Source organism: Desulfosporosinus sp. BICA1-9, from assembly GCF_000802135.1.
The window spans coordinates 1-16,436 of sequence record NZ_JUEE01000224.1; the positions used below are offsets into that span (position 1 = coordinate 1).

General features: G+C 41.1%; 15 protein-coding genes. 13 read left to right on the top strand and 2 right to left on the bottom strand.

What is annotated here, in order from left to right; all coding sequences use genetic code 11:
* Positions 1-186: 186 nt before the first annotated feature.
* The 13 genes from JL57_RS27665 (at position 187) to JL57_RS27730 (ending at position 14,061) form a co-directional block, all read left to right on the top strand.
* On the top strand, positions 187-714 hold the full coding sequence (locus JL57_RS27665) for a hypothetical protein (protein ID WP_034141890.1): 528 nt from the start codon (positions 187-189) through the stop codon (positions 712-714).
* A gap of 2 nt (positions 715-716) precedes the next feature.
* Positions 717-1,250: a cob(I)yrinic acid a,c-diamide adenosyltransferase gene (gene cobO, locus JL57_RS27670; RefSeq protein WP_034145124.1), complete on the top strand. Its 534-nt coding sequence runs from the start codon at positions 717-719 to the stop codon at positions 1,248-1,250.
* A gap of 250 nt (positions 1,251-1,500) precedes the next feature.
* Complete coding sequence (locus JL57_RS27675) at positions 1,501-3,402, top strand: PrkA family serine protein kinase (RefSeq protein WP_034145125.1); 1,902 nt, start codon at positions 1,501-1,503, stop codon at positions 3,400-3,402.
* 18 nt (positions 3,403-3,420) lie between these two features.
* Positions 3,421-4,554: a sporulation protein YhbH gene (gene yhbH / locus JL57_RS27680; protein WP_034145126.1), complete on the top strand. Its 1,134-nt coding sequence runs from the start codon at positions 3,421-3,423 to the stop codon at positions 4,552-4,554.
* 74 nt (positions 4,555-4,628) lie between these two features.
* On the top strand, positions 4,629-5,999 hold the full coding sequence (locus JL57_RS27685; RefSeq protein ID WP_034145127.1) for a SpoVR family protein: 1,371 nt from the start codon (positions 4,629-4,631) through the stop codon (positions 5,997-5,999).
* Between the two features lie 168 nt (positions 6,000-6,167).
* A complete protein-coding gene (locus tag JL57_RS27690; RefSeq protein ID WP_034145128.1) occupies positions 6,168-6,782 on the top strand; it encodes a DedA family protein in 615 nt (204 codons plus the stop codon).
* A gap of 70 nt (positions 6,783-6,852) precedes the next feature.
* Positions 6,853-7,371 (top strand): peptidylprolyl isomerase, encoded by a 519-nt coding sequence (locus JL57_RS27695; RefSeq protein ID WP_034145129.1) that lies wholly within the window; start codon positions 6,853-6,855, stop codon positions 7,369-7,371.
* Positions 7,372-7,487: 116 nt separating this feature from the next.
* Positions 7,488-8,387, top strand: coding sequence for a selenium metabolism-associated LysR family transcriptional regulator (locus JL57_RS27700; RefSeq protein ID WP_034145130.1), 900 nt, complete (start codon positions 7,488-7,490; stop codon positions 8,385-8,387).
* Positions 8,388-8,498: 111 nt separating this feature from the next.
* On the top strand, positions 8,499-9,482 hold the full coding sequence (locus tag JL57_RS27705) for a DnaA ATPase domain-containing protein (RefSeq protein WP_034145131.1): 984 nt from the start codon (positions 8,499-8,501) through the stop codon (positions 9,480-9,482).
* 93 nt (positions 9,483-9,575) lie between these two features.
* Positions 9,576-10,547 carry a 6-phosphofructokinase gene (pfkA, locus tag JL57_RS27710; protein ID WP_034145132.1) on the top strand — a complete coding sequence of 324 codons (972 nt, stop codon included), beginning with the start codon at positions 9,576-9,578 and terminating at the stop codon, positions 10,545-10,547.
* Between the two features lie 38 nt (positions 10,548-10,585).
* Complete coding sequence (locus JL57_RS27715) at positions 10,586-12,010, top strand: glucose-6-phosphate isomerase (RefSeq protein WP_034145133.1); 1,425 nt, start codon at positions 10,586-10,588, stop codon at positions 12,008-12,010.
* 222 nt (positions 12,011-12,232) lie between these two features.
* Positions 12,233-13,261, top strand: a complete 1,029-nt coding sequence (locus JL57_RS27725) for a 3-deoxy-7-phosphoheptulonate synthase (RefSeq protein ID WP_034145135.1) — start codon at positions 12,233-12,235, stop codon at positions 13,259-13,261.
* A 614-nt stretch (positions 13,262-13,875) separates the two neighbouring features.
* The gene (locus tag JL57_RS27730) at positions 13,876-14,061 is read left to right on the top strand and encodes a hypothetical protein (protein WP_034145136.1); all 186 of its coding nucleotides are present in this window, start codon (positions 13,876-13,878) and stop codon (positions 14,059-14,061) included.
* Positions 14,062-14,125: 64 nt separating this feature from the next.
* Here JL57_RS27730 and JL57_RS27735 read toward each other — a convergent pair whose 3' ends face one another.
* Both JL57_RS27735 and JL57_RS27740 read right to left on the bottom strand, forming a co-directional pair.
* A complete protein-coding gene (locus JL57_RS27735) occupies positions 14,126-15,031 on the bottom strand; it encodes a DMT family transporter (RefSeq protein ID WP_034145137.1) in 906 nt (301 codons plus the stop codon).
* 121 nt (positions 15,032-15,152) lie between these two features.
* Positions 15,153-15,998 (bottom strand): FadR/GntR family transcriptional regulator, encoded by an 846-nt coding sequence (locus tag JL57_RS27740; protein ID WP_291300670.1) that lies wholly within the window; start codon positions 15,996-15,998, stop codon positions 15,153-15,155.
* Positions 15,999-16,436 lie beyond the last annotated feature (438 nt).

Genomic DNA, 16,436 nt, shown 5'->3' on the forward strand with positions numbered 1-16,436 from the left:
GCTGAAGTAGCAACAGATTGGATTGAGTTAAGAGTTCAAAGGGTGTCTAAACGTTTGCGCAAGAAAAAGTAAATGCAAGATATTTCCTCAAATAATGGAAATCTAGCTTTATTAATCATTGTTGTTCAGTTAGAATGAAGTTATAGAATGTCTCTCTGAATAAAGGGAGGGATGGGGGGGATTATCATGCGGGAAGAAGATTCAATACTCCTCGAATGCTTGGAAGATGTATATCATACCTTTGAAAAGGCTTTAAAGAAGGCTCAACTGGTGCGTTCGATCCATGTTCAAAAATTTGAGCGAATGCTTGTTGAATTGCGCAGTGAGCGCAGGGTTTTTGAAGACATTTCTATCCCAGCCCGACTCATTGTAGAACAATTGTTGGAATCCCAATTTAAAGTTGGACAGGTTGCCTTGGAAGCTGAACGATTTAAACAAGGATTCACAGGGGTATCCTTTGTGAAGGTAGAGGAATTTGGAATAATCTGTGTAAAGCTAGGGGAACTAGAAATCTCCTGGCGAGATGGCAGCTATGTTTATTACTTTTATCCTGATAAAGTAGAACTAAGAGCAACCGATGAAAAGTCATCTATCAAGTTATTTTTTTCGATTGCGTTTAATCGACAAACTTTGGAGCGGTTTCCGGAAATACTAACCTCCCCTAATGTTGTGTATATACATCCCCAGCTTGAAAAATGGATACGGAAGGTGTAACGATGTCAAATCTTTCCCAAGGATTAGTGCAAATTTATACTGGCAATGGCAAGGGAAAATCGACGGCTGCTTTTGGATTAGCAATACGTGCAGTGGGGCATGGTTTTCAAGTCTATATTATCCAGTTTATGAAAGGTCAGGATACTTACGGAGAATTAGCCGGCTTAAAGCGTTTGAGCCCGGAATGTCAACTCGAACACTTTGGAGGATCTGGATGGGTTCACAAAGGGGAACCCCTTAAGGAGAACATCGAGGAAGCGCAAAAGGCCTTCTCCAGAGCGCAGGAGATTATTCTTTCGGGAGAATGGGATATAGTTATCTTAGATGAAATTGTGAACGCGGTTTGGTTTGATTTAATTCCTGAAGAGGATGTTCTAGATTTAATGAATAATAAGCCTTCTCACGTCGAGCTGGTGTTAACCGGTCGAAATGCTTCTCAGACCTTAATGGATCGAGCCGATTTGGTAACGGAAATGGTACAGAAAAAACATCCCTTTGAACAGGGAGTCATGTCACGTCAAGGCATTGAATTCTAAGATGCTCAACGCGAAATTTTGTAGGTCGTCCATGCTGATCCAACAAGGGTGAGGCATGGACGATTTTAATTTTCTAGATTGAAGTTTAGCAATACTCAGATGAAGACAACTGTAAATTTAGGCGACTAAGCTGGCGTGGGATTCTTTATAAATATTATACACAAATGAAGAGTGACTTAACTTCTTTGAATTGGCATATATATAATTAGACTAGATAGTTTTGCTGGTTGTTAGAGAAGGGAGGGTTACCATGGAAGTCATAAAGTGGTTGCGTGAATATCGTGAAGGAGAGGCTGCTCTGGCTTGGAGTGGTACGTTTGCAGATTATTTGCAAATGGTTACAGAAAATACCAATTTAGCGTTGCATGCCCATGCTCGAATCTATGCCATGATCAAAGCGGCCGGGGTTGAGAAAATCGGAGATCAGAAAATATATAAATTTTTTGACAAAGAGTTATTCGGAATGGATAAAACCTTGGAACGCCTTATTGAAGAGTATTTTCACAGTGCTGCCAAACGATTAGATGTCCGTAAACGCATATTATTGTTGATGGGACCAGTGAGTGGCGGTAAATCAACCATCGTAAGCCTTCTGAAGAGAGGGCTTGAAGATTTCACAAGAACCGATGAAGGAGCGGTCTATGCTATTGAAGGGTGCCCCATGCATGAGGACCCTCTGCACCTCTTGCCAGTCTCCTTACGTTCTCAATTTGAGGAAAGGTATAGTATTCGTATCGAAGGAAATCTTTGCCCAGTATGCCGTTTAAGACTAGATGAGGAATTTAGCGGTGAGGTTGAGTCTTTCCCCATTAAAAGAATCCTCTTTTCAGAAGAGCAACGGGTTGGAGTCGGTACGTTTACTCCCTCGGACCCTAAATCTCAAGATATTGCTGATTTAACGGGAAGTATTGATTTTTCCTCAATTACAGAATATGGATCCGAGTCTGATCCGCGTGCCTATCGTTTCGATGGTGAACTTAATAAGGCCAATAGAGGTTTAATGGAATTCCAGGAAATGTTAAAATCCGATGAAAAGTTTCTCTGGAATCTGCTAAGTCTTTCACAGGAAGGAAATTTCAAAGCTGGCCGCTTTGCGCTCATCTCCGCTGACGAGCTGGTCATTGCCCATACGAATGAAAATGAATATCGTGCCTTTATCGGCAACAAGAAAAACGAAGCTCTTCAATCAAGAATTATTGTCATGCATATTCCATATAATCTCCGCGTTAGTGATGAAGTTAAAATATACAACAAGTTAATCAGTCAAAGTGATATACGCAATGTGCATTTGGCACCTCATAGCCTTTGGGCGACCTCAGTATTCAGCGTGCTCTCGCGCATGAAACCATCGAAAAAACAAGGCATGGATCTTGTGAAAAAGATGAGAATCTATGACGGGGAAGATGTGGAAGGGTTTAACCAGAAAGATATTAAGGAGTTAGCAATAGAAGGAGAAGAACAAGGAGAAGGTATGAGTGGAGTAGATCCACGTTACGTAATTAACCGCATTTCTACGGCTTTGATTCGAGATGAACATGCGTGTATCAACGCGTTGGATATTTTAAGGGCCTTGAAAGACGGCCTCTCTCAGCATACTTCTATTATGAAAGAGGAAAAAGAAAATCTTCTCAATCTTATTTCTGTGGCTCGCCGTGAATATGACGAAATGGCTAAGAAAGAAGTTCAGAAAGCGTTTGTCTATGCCTATGAGGAATCTGCCAAATCACTATTAAGTAATTATCTCGATAACGTTGAGGCGTTTTGCAATTCCACAAAACTATATGACTCCATCACGGGTGAAGAATTAGCGCCTGATGAACAACTCATGCGCAGTATCGAGGAACAAATTGGTGTTTCGGATAATGCTAAAAAGACATTCCGTGAAGAGATTCTGATTCGGATTTCGATGTATGCACGAAAAGGAAAAACCTTTAGCTATGAGTCTCATGAGCGCCTGAAAGAAGCAATCGAAAAGAAATTATTTGCTGATCTTAAGGATATCGTAAAAATTACAACCTCTGTCGCCCATCCAGATCAGGAGCAATTGCGACGTATTAACAATGTCATGGATCGTCTCGTAAAAGAGCATGGCTATTGTCCAATCTGTGCCAATGAGATTGTTAAGTATGTTGGGGCCCTCCTTAACCGCTAAAGAGGAAGGGGGATTAGTGTGTCTGACGAGATTATCGTGAGTCGTGATGACTGGAGTTTACATCGTAAAGGACATCTTGACCAAACAAGGCACAAAGAAAAAGTCGAAGAAATCATCAAGCAACAACTGGGTGATTTAATAGTCGATGAAAGTATTATCTTATCTGATGGCAAAAAGAACACCAAGATCCCTATGCGTTCTCTGGAAGAATTTCGTTTTCGCTATGATTTTAATAAAAAGAATCATACCGGACAGGGAACTAAAAAGATGGTCCCGGGGGAAATCTTAGGTCGAGATCAAGGAGACGGTAAAGGCGGGGCAGGGAGTGGAGCAGGTGAAGCACCTGGCCAAGATATCTATGAAGCGGAAGTTACGTACGAGGATTTAGCTAGTATTCTCTTCGAAGAATTAAAACTACCAAATTTAGATGATAAGAAAAAACCCCTTATTGCCCATGACCGTCCGGAATTTAATGACGTTCGAAAAAAAGGGTTAATGGCCAATGTGGATAAGAAACGTACCTTACTGGAAAGTATCAAGAGGCAAGCCTTTGCCAAGAAGGAAAAGAAGTCAAAATTACGAATTTCTCCCGAAGACTTGCGCTTTAAAACCTGGGAGACTCGTCCGAATTTCGAGACAAATGCAGTGATTCTAGCAATGATGGATACCTCAGGTTCCATGGGGCAATTCGAAAAGTATATTTCCCGAACGTTCTTCTTTTGGATGGTCCGTTTCCTGCGTCTTAAGTATGAAAATGTAGAAATTCGGTTTTTAGCTCATCATACTGAGGCTAAGGAAGTTACAGAGGAAGAATTCTTCACACGTGGGGAAAGTGGAGGAACTCGCTGTTCATCCGTTTATAAATATGCTCTGGATTTAGTGGAAAAGGACTATCCTCCAGCTCACTTCAATATTTACCCAGTTCATTTTACGGATGGAGATAATATCGGTTCTGATAATACAAGAGCCTTGTCTCTCATGAAACAATTGGTTGAAATAAGCCAAATTGTAGGCTATGGAGAGATCTTAAGAACTCACTACTCCAGTACTTTAATGTCAACCTTAAAACGTATTTCAGATCCCAAACTTCGTCTAGTAACGATCAGGGATCGAACTGAGGTGTATGAAGCACTTAAAACAGTTTTTTCTTAATATCTTGTACCCCGCCGACATGGCTTCGCTAGTTCTCTTAAACGCTCAAACGTGGTATCGCTAGGAGGGTAGTCATGGACAATGAGAAGCGATCCTTAAGTACGATAGCGCAAGAAATCGCTCACGTGGCCCGTGGCATGGGACTCAAATTCTGTCCTGTGAACTTTGAAATTGTTCCAGCAGAAGCATTATATTCGTTCGGTGCTTATGGAATGCCGGTGCGTTTTACACATTGGAGCTTTGGCAAAGCTTTCTATCGCATGAAGTTACAATATGATTTGAATTTGAGCAGGATTTATGAACTAGTGATTAACACAAATCCTGCCTATGCATTTTTGTTAGAAGGAAATCGATTAATTCAAAATAAACTTGTGATTGGGCATGTTTATGCCCATGTTGATTTTTTTAATAACAATCGTTATTTTTCGCGGACTCCAAAGGACATGGTTGAACGGATGGGGGCTCATGCAGAAAAAATTCGAGAATATGAAATTCGATATGGGCGAGACCGGGTTGAAAAAATCTTAGATGCAGTTCTTGCTATTCAAGAACATGTGGATTTCCGATCGCATATTAGCCCCAAAAACCATAACGTCGAAAATAAATCAGGAAATCAACGGGATAATTGTCAAAAGAAAGCTGTCAATAGGAGATCTCAACCTTATGAAGATCTTTGGGAAGACAAACAAAAGGACAATTTAGAATTAGTGACGCCACAAGAGTTTGAAGATCTTTTACTCTATTTAATTCGATTTGCACCTGGACTTAATGAATGGCAAAGAGATATTGTCAGTATCGTTCGTGAGGAGTCGTTATATTTCTATCCCCAAATTGAGACGAAGATTATCAATGAAGGCTGGGCGACCTTTTGGCATGCCAGAATTATGCGCGAACTAGATCTAAGCGATGCGGAGACGCTTGACTTTGCGATAATGCATAGTCAAGTCGTTCAGCCTTCTCGCTTAGGGCTAAATCCTTATTATTTGGGTGTAAAAATATGGGAATATCTAGCCAAAGTTAAACCGCTTGAGTATTTATGGGAGCTTCGTGAAACTGAAAATGACCTTTCGTTTATCCGCAATCACCTTACTATCGAGTTAGTAGAGGAGCTAAACCTTTTCAATTTCCGCAAAATCGGAGCACATTGGCAGGTTACAGACAATAAATGGGAGAAAGTGCGAGACAACCTTGTGCAACAATTGGTTAATGGGGGTAATCCACGGATTGTCGTGCTCGGAGGGGATCATGATGGTAAAGGAGGACTATCTCTTAAACATCGTCACGAAGGAGTGGATCTTGATATCGTCTATCTAGAAAAAACCTTAGCTCTTGTACAATTTCTTTGGGGGAAGCCAGTTGTTCTTGAAACGGTGGTCGATTCTAAAAAGGTTCTTTTTGAATGTGCTAATGGGCTTGTTAGCCGACGACAGACAACGAGCAGTTGAGAAAGAAACCAGCAGTTCATTAAAATACGCTTTATTCAAAGCAGATGCTAGAAAATTGCATCTGCTTTGAATATTTTTGAAGGAATATCACATATGAAGGTAGAATCTATATAAATAAGTCGACGCAAAGCTTAAAATGACAAAGCTGATGGGGAAAGCAGGTAGACCATGCACGGGCTTGATCTGAATTTTATTGACATAATCTATCACTATCGCTATGTTGGCTTATTCATCTTGCTAACGTTTGGTATGATAGGGGTTCCTGTCCCCGATGAATTTCTAATGACCTTCAGTGGCTTTCAAACTTCAGTGGGTCATATGGCTTTTGGAAAAACCCTTGTAGTTGCCACCCTTGGCAGTTTCTTAGGTATGAATCTTAGCTATTGGATTGGCAGGCGTTTAGGAATCCCGTTCTTGCATAAGATTGCTCCTTATCTTCATCTCAATGAAAAAAGGATCGCCCGAGCTGAACATTGGTTTCAGCGGTATGGTGATAGCTTGATTGTGATAGGATATTTTTTCCCTGGATTTCGTCATTTTACGGCCTATTTTTCTGGTATGAGTGAACTTCATTATGGACGATATGCTGCTTTAGCTGGGACAGGTGCCTTTCTTTGGTCGTTAACCTTCATTACCCTTGGAAGAATTCTTGGTGTGCATTGGCGGAAAATTACGTTTGTCATGCATGGTTACTTGGCCCGGGGCGCAATTGTGCTTGCCATTATTGTTATCTTGATCTATCTCTATAATGTGAGGCGAGGTCGAGTTAGTAAGGAAGAATGAAATTAGGGAAAATTTATCCACAGTGGTATAATACATAAGAAAAAACCCAAACATAAAGGAGGCCACTTAGGTGACAAATGAAACTTCTCAAGATCAAGAACTTAAGCAAAACCCAATCGTAACGATCGAAATGGAAAACAGTAACCTTATTAAACTTGAACTTTATCCTTCGATAGCGCCTGAAAGTGTTCAGAATTTTGTTACGCTTGTTTCTCAAGGCTTTTACGATGGTCTTATTTTCCACAGAATCATTCCAGGCTTCATGATCCAAGGCGGGGATCCTGATGGGACAGGCATGGGTGGAAGTAAACAAACAGTCCGCGGGGAGTTTTCTGGTAACGGGTTTAAAAATGATTTAAAACACGACCGTGGAGTTATCTCTATGGCTCGGACTTCAGCCCCTAATTCTGCCAGTTCTCAATTTTTTATTGTGGTCAAGGCCTCAACCCACTTAGATGGGCAGTATGCAGCCTTTGGAAAGGTCATCGAAGGTATGGAGGAAGTCGATCGAATTGTCAGTGTACCGAAAGATCGTGGAGATAAACCGTTAGAAGATCAGAGAATGAAGAAAGTAACTCTTCAACTATAGGTGTCCGCTTTAATTGACATTTAAAATTATCTATCTTTGAAGAGGAGGGCTATGCCCTCTTCTTCTTTACACTTATTTAGTAAGCATACAAGGCTTCTTTGGTTGAAGGAGGTAGCATGTTAGATTTAATGCGTTTATTCAGTCAAGTAGTAGAGGAACAGAGTTTTACAGTAGTCGCGCGGAAATTGGGAATCAGCCAACCCGCAGTCTCCAATCAAATCCGAGCATTTGAGGAGAAATTAGGGGTAAAATTGCTATATCGTAAAGGAAAGGGTTTTGCCTTAACCTCGGAGGGTGAGACTGTTTATCGGCATACTTTGCAAATGCTGGATGAATGGTCAGAACTAATGAGAGAAATCGGAGGATCCGAAAGAGTCATGAATGGGAAAGTTCATATTGGCGCTTCGCACATCCCAGGTGAATACTTACTTCCTGCTTACTTAGCCTCTTTTCGGAACTTGTATCCAGAGATTAAATTTAAACTATCCATAGGGGACAGTCTGGAGATGGCAGAAAAGGTTCTAACTCATGAGGTGGATTTTGCCGTAGTGGGAGCGGTTTTTGATACCGAAAAACTAACCTCTGATTTTTGGCTTAAGGATGAACTAGCTTGTGTGTTTTCTTCTGACCATGTCTTAAGTTTATCTCAAAGCATTGAACTAAACCAACTTAAAGACTATCCCATGATCATACGTGAGTCCGGGTCCGGACATCGGAGAGCTTTCGAGGAAGCACTCATGAGAAGTGGTTCTGATCTGAATGATTTTAATATCGTGTTAGAAGTTGGAAGTACAGAAGCTGTAAAAAATGCTGTTCGTTCTGGGATTGGCTACTCGTTTTTGTCAAAGCATGCTTTAGAGTCTGGTGAGAAACAAGGTTTAGTCTGGATGAACGTTCAAAATTTTAACCTAGAGCGCGGTTTCTACCTTTTAACCCGTCGTACGAAACACTTAACGGTTATTGCAGAAGAGTGTTATCGGTATCTGACAAGTCAGAAGTCGGAGGTCGGAGGCTAGTAGTCAGAGGTTAGACCCCTTCGACAGTTAAGACTAAATTCCTCGACTGTCTTATGGCATAATGACGTTGACAGCAAAGTTGGGTAACTAGTTAATAAAGGAGAGGCATTCTTGAAATGGTTTATAAGTGACTTTAATTATCGGGCATGGCGTCTGATCAAAGGTTACCAGCTAGAAAATGCACCAGGGGTTACACTGATTTATGGGCCACGAGGGATCGGTAAATCGGCTTTGTTACGCTATCTGTATCAAAAAATCGAGTTGAAGCATGAAAGCCAAATGACGGATGCCTTATCTTTTGCACGCCAGTATGCGTATGCCGCTCACGAGAATAAGTTCAACCTATTTCGTCAACGCTACCGTACAGCAGAACTCCTATTAATAGACGATCTTCAATCTTTAACAGGGAAGTCCAAGTCCATCGAGGAACTCCACTATACCTATGAACACGTCATTGGTAATGGAGGAAAGATGGTGGTCTCAGTAGAAGCGGAATTACTAAATCTAGAGTTTCTAGGGGAGAGGCTGGCCTCGCGTTTGTTAAGTGGAGTCGTTATCCCCGTGCATCGGCCTTTAAACCATGAATTAGAGCTTTTCCTCATGGATTATATTCACGCGAAGCGCCTTTATTTAGATAATTCAGTGGTGAGTGTGATCGCTGAGCGTACAGATAATTTAGCGGATGCAATCAGCACAATAACCCGATTTATTCAATTCGCAGAATCCTGTCAGGATGAGCTGAGCCTCTCTTGTTTTCAGGCTTATTGGGAAAAGCAAATTAGCGACCGAAATTCAGCCGCTGATCCAATCAATATTATGCGAGTTGTAAGTCAGACCATGGGTATTTCCTTGGAAGAGTTGCAGAGTCCAGATCGGAAACAACAGGTGAATGAGGCGAGACAAATGGCAATTTACGCCATTCGGACGCTTTGTAAACTTTCTTATCCTGCCTTAGGGAGTTATTTTAACCGTAATCATAATACAATGATAACCTCCTTTAATAAAATGCATGAAAAGCTGGCTAAAGACGAAGAATTAAACAAAAAATATCAATCTATTATCAACACTTTTAAAGCAGAATTAATGAGTGATTAAAGCATAGAAACCGGTCTGTTTTCCTGCGAATAAAGATAGGGATAAACAGTGTAAAAAGTCATAGATTGCAAGATAATGATAAGGGGTGATCCGATGGCAGGTAATATACAACGGATAGCAGTGCTGACTAGTGGTGGAGATGCTCCCGGAATGAACGCAGCCCTACGCGCTGTGGTTCGGAAAGGAATTTACCACGATTTAAATGTTTTCGGGATAAACCGTGGTTATGAGGGACTTATCCATGGAGAAATTCAAGAAATGACCATAGGCTCAGTAGCTGATATTGTGCTTCGCGGAGGAACTATCTTGAAAACGGCACGATCTGAAGAAATGCGGACAGTTGAAGGGCAACAAAAGGCCTTCGAGCAGTTACATAAGTTACAGATTGACGCCTTGGTAGTGATTGGCGGAGATGGGTCGTTTCGAGGAGCACAGACGTTAGCGGCTAAGGGATTTCAGGTCGTGGGGATTCCAGGGACTATTGATAATGATATCGCTGGAACGGATTTAACTATAGGATTTGATACCGCCATTAATACGGTAGTCGACGCAGTCAGCAAGATTAGGGATACAGCGTCCTCCCACGAGCGCACCTTCATAGTAGAGGTAATGGGTCGGGATTGCGGAAATATTGCCCTGCAGGCCGGTATCGCCTGTGGAGCAGAATCGATTCTTGTGCCTGAAATCCCCTACGATTTGGATGAGATTAGCGAAAAATTAAAGCGTGGTCATCAACGTGGGAAAAATCATAGTATTATTTTAGTGTCTGAAGGGGTGGGAAGTGCTTACAAAATTGGAGAAGAATTACGGGAACGTTCTGGATTTGAGACGAGAATTACTGTTTTAGGCCATTTACAACGCGGTGGAAATCCAAGCGCTCTAGATGCAGTGATTGCAGCAGCCATGGGCGGAAAAGCGATTGAGATTATTATGGCCGGAGAGTCTAATCGGATGACTGCATATGTCAATCAGAGGGTGGTCTCTAGTCCCATTGATGCTGCTTATGGAACACGGAGCCCCTTTAACAGAGAACTATATGACTTAGCCAATGAGCTTTCGATTTAGCATTTATGGTCAATCAAATAAGAGAATGGGGTGGAATCATGGTAGATCAAGTACGACCTGGAATTGTGCTCGATTATACGGGGATGATGCAAAGTTCACAAAATATGAAGGGGTTTTCAAATTCAGAACTGAAGGACCTCCAAGCTGTTTTAGATGCAGCCCAAACCTCACTTGACAAACGGAGAGAAGCTGGGGAACTTGATTTTTCGAGGCTTTTACCCTCTATGAAAAGCCAGCTTGCTGAGATCATAGAGTATGCAAACCAGGCAGCCTTAAAATTTGAGAATTTTGTTGTCTTGGGAATTGGTGGCTCTGCACTCGGGCCGATGGCTGTTCACCAAGCTCTCAACCATTATTATTATAACGAACTTCCTCCAGAACGTCGTGGTCACCGTCCACGCCTTTATGTGGTGGACAACATTGACCCAATGCGTTTTCATGAATTGTTACATATACTCGATCCACATAAAACTCTTTTTAATGTCATTAGTAAATCAGGCAACACCTCAGAAACTATGGCTCAATTCATGATCATTCGAGACATTTTGCGTCGGGAATGTGGAGACCACTATACCAAACATATTGTCGTAACCACAGATAAAGAAAAAGGAAATCTGTTGCCGATTGCCCTCAAAGAAGGATTTCAGCGTTTTGTGATTCCCTCTGCTATTGGAGGGCGCTTCTCAGAACTGACCCCCGTAGGATTACTTGCGGCTGCTATTTGTGGAATTGATGTTAACCAGCTTCTCGAAGGCGCTCTAGAAATGGATCAGAGGATTCGAGAAACGAAGGGGGTGTTCTCCAATCCTGCTCAATTGCGATCAGCACTTGCCCTTTTGTCATGGCGAAAAGGCAAAAACATCTCTGTCTTGATGCCCTATGCTGACGGCCTTAAAACCATAGCAGATTGGTATGCTCAATTATGGGCAGAAAGCTTAGGAAAACGTCTGGATCGACAGGGATGTGTAGTTCAGCTCGGACAAACACCCGTAAAGGCACTGGGAGTCACTGATCAACATTCTCAAGTTCAGTTATATGTCGAGGGTCCTGATGATAAGACTATCGCGTTTGTGACAGTTGGCAAATTCAGGGAAGATCAAGAGATCCCATCAGACATTGGAGAGTTGCCCGAGGATATTCAATTTTTAGGGGGTCGTACTTTAGCAGAGTTGTTGATTGCAGAACAGAAAGCTACGGAATACGCTCTAACCTTAGCGGGGCGACAACATCAGAAGATAGTACTTCCCAGCTTGGATGCCTTTCATATCGGACAATTGTTGGTTATGCTCGAGTGGGAGACCGCTTATATGGGAGAGCTTTTGAATATTAACGCCTTTGATCAGCCCGGAGTTGAGGAAGGGAAAATTGGGACGTATGCCTTAATGGGACGCAAGGGATATGAGGCAAGGAGACAGGAAATTGAGGAATATGGTAATACGCGGTATCTTCTTCAAAGAAAATGACAACGGCATTCGCGAAACTACCTAAGACAAAGGTAGTTTCGTTTTATGCTTGGAGGGTTTTCACCGTATCGACATTACCAAAATCAGCATTTTCACGTCAGACTTTGTACATGTTTTTAACAATAGATGAAAAAATATACATTGCTAGTCTTGGGAAAAAAATTTATACTAAAACAATCACAATCATGAAAACTGTCGTTGTTTTACGAAGGAGAATTGGAAATGAGTATTAAATTCCTGAAACGAATTCCAACTGCGGATGAGATTATAGAGCAAATTCCTTTGCCAAAGCACATTAAAGCTATTAAAGAAAAAAGAGATAGAGAAATAAGGGATATCTTTCAAGATAAGGATGATCGATTTATTCTTATAATAGGTCCATGTTCAGCGGATAATGAAGACTCTGTCTGCGAGTATATTGAAAAACTTGCTGGGGTTCAGGAAAAAGTAAACGATTCAATTATAATTATTCCAAGAATCTATACCAATAAGCCTCGAACGACGGGTGAAGGGTATAAAGGCATGGCGCATCAACCAGACCCAAGCAAAAAACCAGATTTATTTGAAGGAATAAAAGCCATCCGAAAAATGCATTTAAGATCATTATGTGAATTTTACATGCCCGCTGCCGATGAAATGCTTTACCCGGAAAACTATACCTATCTCTCAGATGTTTTGGGATACATTGCAATTGGAGCTCGTTCCGTCGAAAATCAACAACACAGATTAACCGTGAGTGGTGTTGATACACCAGTAGGTATGAAAAATCCCACAAGTGGTGACCTGTCAGTCATGTTGAACTCAATTATAGCTGCACAGCAGGGCCATACTTTTATCTATAATGGCTGGGAAATTGAAACAAGCGGTAATCCTCTGACCCATGCTATTTTAAGAGGTGCGGTGGATTCTTATGGTAGAAATATCCCGAATTATCATTTTGAGGATTTAATACGCATTGCTAAAGAGTATGAAAACTTGCAATTGTCAAATCCATCAATTATTGTAGACACAAACCATGCAAATTCTATGAAGTGCTATGCAGAACAGCCAAGAATCGCTAGAGAAGTATTAATGAGTAGGAAATATGACACGTTAATCAAGAAAATAATCAAGGGTCTCATGATTGAAAGCTATCTATTAGAAGGCAAGCAAGGTATAGGAGAGAATATTTATGGAAAATCAATTACGGATGCCTGTCTTGGTTGGGAAAGTACCGAAAAATTAATTTATTATATAGCAGAAAACATTTAACTTACCAAGTTCTGTGGAATTGGACGATGAAAAAGAAGAGTTGGATTTAAGTATATGATGTAGGATGAGGGAGCCTTAAGCTCCCCCTTTTATTTGTTTAATCAATTCCGAGACACCCACTTCTATAAGTGGGTGTTCCTTATTCTGCTTCGGTGACGATAGTCTCCTGTGGAGAGTATCGCCGAGTCGCCTTTCCCAATAAGAACACTTAGCGGCGAAGGAGGTAGAGTCCATCCTAGGTTGCGCAAGTATTCGTCAGTGGCTCTGCGCCTTCGGCATAAGTAATCCTTCAGCGCGATAGTATTCGTTAAGGGTTGTGCGCTTTCGGCGATAATGTCCACTGGACACTATCGTCACTGGAGACTTACGTCACCGAAGTCTCGATGTTCAGTTTTGCTGAACTAGTTCACTTTTGGATTTTTTTTCGATCTTGAGAGGAAATGTAGGAAAGATGTGGAAACTAAGTTGTATTGCTCAAGTATGTTTCAAGTGTGTCTACTTTGATTTAGATATAGATAAACTCAAATCAAAAAACATATTAATTATTAGATGGACCCCAGACTCTTAGAGATCCTCACTATAAAAACTTTTAAGATGAAGAAAGGGGATTTAAAATGACGTTTATTTTAATAGTTCATGATGAAATTGCCAAAGATCATATTGGGGAATATGAATTTGATACCTTAAAAGAAGCAAAAGAATTTGCGCTTGATCTAATTACTATTGATGAGAGAAACGGAAAAAACTATAGTTATGTGGTAATAGATAGTGAAAATAATAATTATAATTTATATAATTAGTTGGATTGACTGAAAGGAGAAGGATTTTGAAAGAAAAAGGAATAATTCAAGCCTGACCCCATGATCAATTGTGGTTAGCGAATAAGACTGCAAATTTATGATCTAGCATTCCTGTTGTTAAGTAAACCCCCATGAAGACGAGTGATCCGCCCAGGACTTGTGTTGCTGTAATTTGTTCACCTAGAATCCCGCTAATAAGTGCGGTGAAAACGGGGATCAAATTCAGAAAGATTCCTGCCTGGCTGATTCCAATGGCTCGAACGGACATATTCCAGAAAACAAACGAAAAAACTGAAGGAAATATTGCCATATATAGAATCCCCGTCACAGCTAAGGGGCCAATTTCTGTCACATTAATCCCCTGCGCAAGAGCAAAAGGGGCAATTATTATCGTCGCAAATAAAGCTGATACAGCCGTAGCGGTGATAGGGGGAACAGTCGTAAGTCGCCTTCCAACGATGGAGTATAGGGTCCAGATCACAACAGCCGCTAACATGAGTATATCGCCCTTGTTATACTCCCTTTGGAATAGTTGGCCAAGATTACCTTGTGTTATGATCACGAAAGTTCCTATCAGAGAAAGAACAATCCCCGACGTTTGAATCCGTGAGATTTTCTCTCGAAGCAAAAAGACAGAAAACAGGACGATGACTGCAGGGTTTATGGCGCTAACCAACGCGGCATTCGTTGATGAGGTATACTCTAGGGCGGAATATAGGAACATGTTGTAACCGATGACCCCCAGTAATCCCATACTAACTAACGAAAGCCAGGCCTTCTTTACCGTCTTCCAGTTCGGCTTTTCCAGAAAGTAAGCGATCGGAAACAAGAATAATAAGGCTAACAGCCAACGAGAGAAGGTAGTCCAGAGCGGTGTTATGTCCGCAATTACATACTTTCCAAACACATAGTTCCCCGCCCAAAATAAATTGGTTGCCACAAGTAATAGCCAAGCTCGATATTTACTCATCTTTTCTCCCAACTTTTCAATAAGATTCTTTTATAGATCCATTCATAGTTTAGCTCAAGCTTTGAAAGGAATAAACGACTAGTTAAGATAAACTTAGTTAAACATCAAGCCAAGTTGATTTTCAGAGATCAGCTTGGCTTTGCTTTTCGTCAGTTATGAATGTCAATTTATTTCTGACTAAAGAAATAATAGCAATTTCCTCTCGGATATCAATGAGGTGTTTAGTCATAAGACTTCTAGCTCTATCAGGATTGTTTGAAGAAATGGCAATATAAATATCTTTATGTTCATTCAGTGTTTCTTCAAAACGATTTGGTTGAGAGAATCTGTAGCAGCGTGTTGCTCTGATCGTACCTTTCATGCGATTGACAAGAACCTTCATTAAATCAAAAAGGATAGGACTATTTGCTGCTTGAGCTACAGAATAATGGAAATTAACGTCGGCAGATAGACCGGATTCTTCGTCAAATTCTGATTTTGCCATGTCATCCAAATGTTGACGGATTCGGGCAAGATTAAAGGATGAAGCGCGAACGGCTGCCAGGGCTGCGCATTCAGATTCAATAAGCCTGCGCACTTCCAGCATTTCATAAACCATACTATCTTCGGCTTTAATAATCGCTGCAGATAAATCGTTAATCAGGGTTTTTGTTTCAATCTGCCGGATAAAGCTGCCTTCAGAAGATTTAATCTCAATAATTCCGCTTATTTCCAAGGCCATTAGGGCTTCGCGAATGGAAGTACGGCTAACTTGAAAGCGTTTTGCTAAGACTCGCTCGGGAGGTAGTTTTTGGCCGGCCTTCAATTCTCCGTTAATAATAGAATCCCTGATACTTTCAAAAACAACTTGATAGATTTTTTGTGTCTTGATTGGTTCAACCACTAAGCCAAGTCCGTTTTCATTTATGGACATGAGCAGACTTGATTCCGGTCCAACCATTGGTTCAGAATGATCACTAATTCCCATATACCCATCCTCCTTGTAAGATAGATATAGGGTCGATGGTTCAAAACCAACCCGAACGTTCCTTGATAACTTACTCCTTATTGTTCAGATGAATTAGTTGACACGTTGGACCTCAATCAGTAAATATCGTGCTATAATCACTTTTGGCAGAGAGATAGATGTGCGTTCCTCCTGGATCCCTCTTTTTGAGGCTTATCCGTAAAATAGCGTGTCACTCCACAAGAATGATTCGATGTTTAGCTGGTTGGGTCACTATTCTAGTGTTACCCGTTTCAAATGCAAGGTTGTTTGACATTCTTCTTAAGTGGATGCTCTGATTCATTCTGTTTGAAAGGTTGTGTTCCCTTGTCTCAGTTTCTTAACGATTTCGTAGTCGGAATCGATGTTTCCTCCGAATTCTCGATTGTTGCTATGCTAGCACCAACCGGCGAACTTATT

Bases quoted from the DNA above. Each gene is read 5' to 3' on its own strand.
- JL57_RS27730 (WP_034145136.1), top strand. From the start codon at position 13,876: ATGACGTTTATTTTAATAGTTCATGATGAAATTGCCAAAGATCATATT.
- JL57_RS27740 (WP_291300670.1), bottom strand. From the start codon at position 15,998: ATGGGAATTAGTGATCATTCTGAACCAATGGTTGGACCGGAATCAAGT.
- cobO (WP_034145124.1), top strand. From the start codon at position 717: ATGTCAAATCTTTCCCAAGGATTAGTGCAAATTTATACTGGCAATGGC.
- JL57_RS27735 (WP_034145137.1), bottom strand. From the start codon at position 15,031: ATGAGTAAATATCGAGCTTGGCTATTACTTGTGGCAACCAATTTATTT.
- pfkA (WP_034145132.1), top strand. From the start codon at position 9,576: ATGGCAGGTAATATACAACGGATAGCAGTGCTGACTAGTGGTGGAGAT.
- JL57_RS27715 (WP_034145133.1), top strand. From the start codon at position 10,586: ATGGTAGATCAAGTACGACCTGGAATTGTGCTCGATTATACGGGGATG.
- JL57_RS27725 (WP_034145135.1), top strand. From the start codon at position 12,233: ATGAGTATTAAATTCCTGAAACGAATTCCAACTGCGGATGAGATTATA.
- JL57_RS27665 (WP_034141890.1), top strand. From the start codon at position 187: ATGCGGGAAGAAGATTCAATACTCCTCGAATGCTTGGAAGATGTATAT.
- JL57_RS27690 (WP_034145128.1), top strand. From the start codon at position 6,168: ATGCACGGGCTTGATCTGAATTTTATTGACATAATCTATCACTATCGC.
- JL57_RS27675 (WP_034145125.1), top strand. From the start codon at position 1,501: ATGGAAGTCATAAAGTGGTTGCGTGAATATCGTGAAGGAGAGGCTGCT.
- JL57_RS27700 (WP_034145130.1), top strand. From the start codon at position 7,488: ATGTTAGATTTAATGCGTTTATTCAGTCAAGTAGTAGAGGAACAGAGT.
- JL57_RS27685 (WP_034145127.1), top strand. From the start codon at position 4,629: ATGGACAATGAGAAGCGATCCTTAAGTACGATAGCGCAAGAAATCGCT.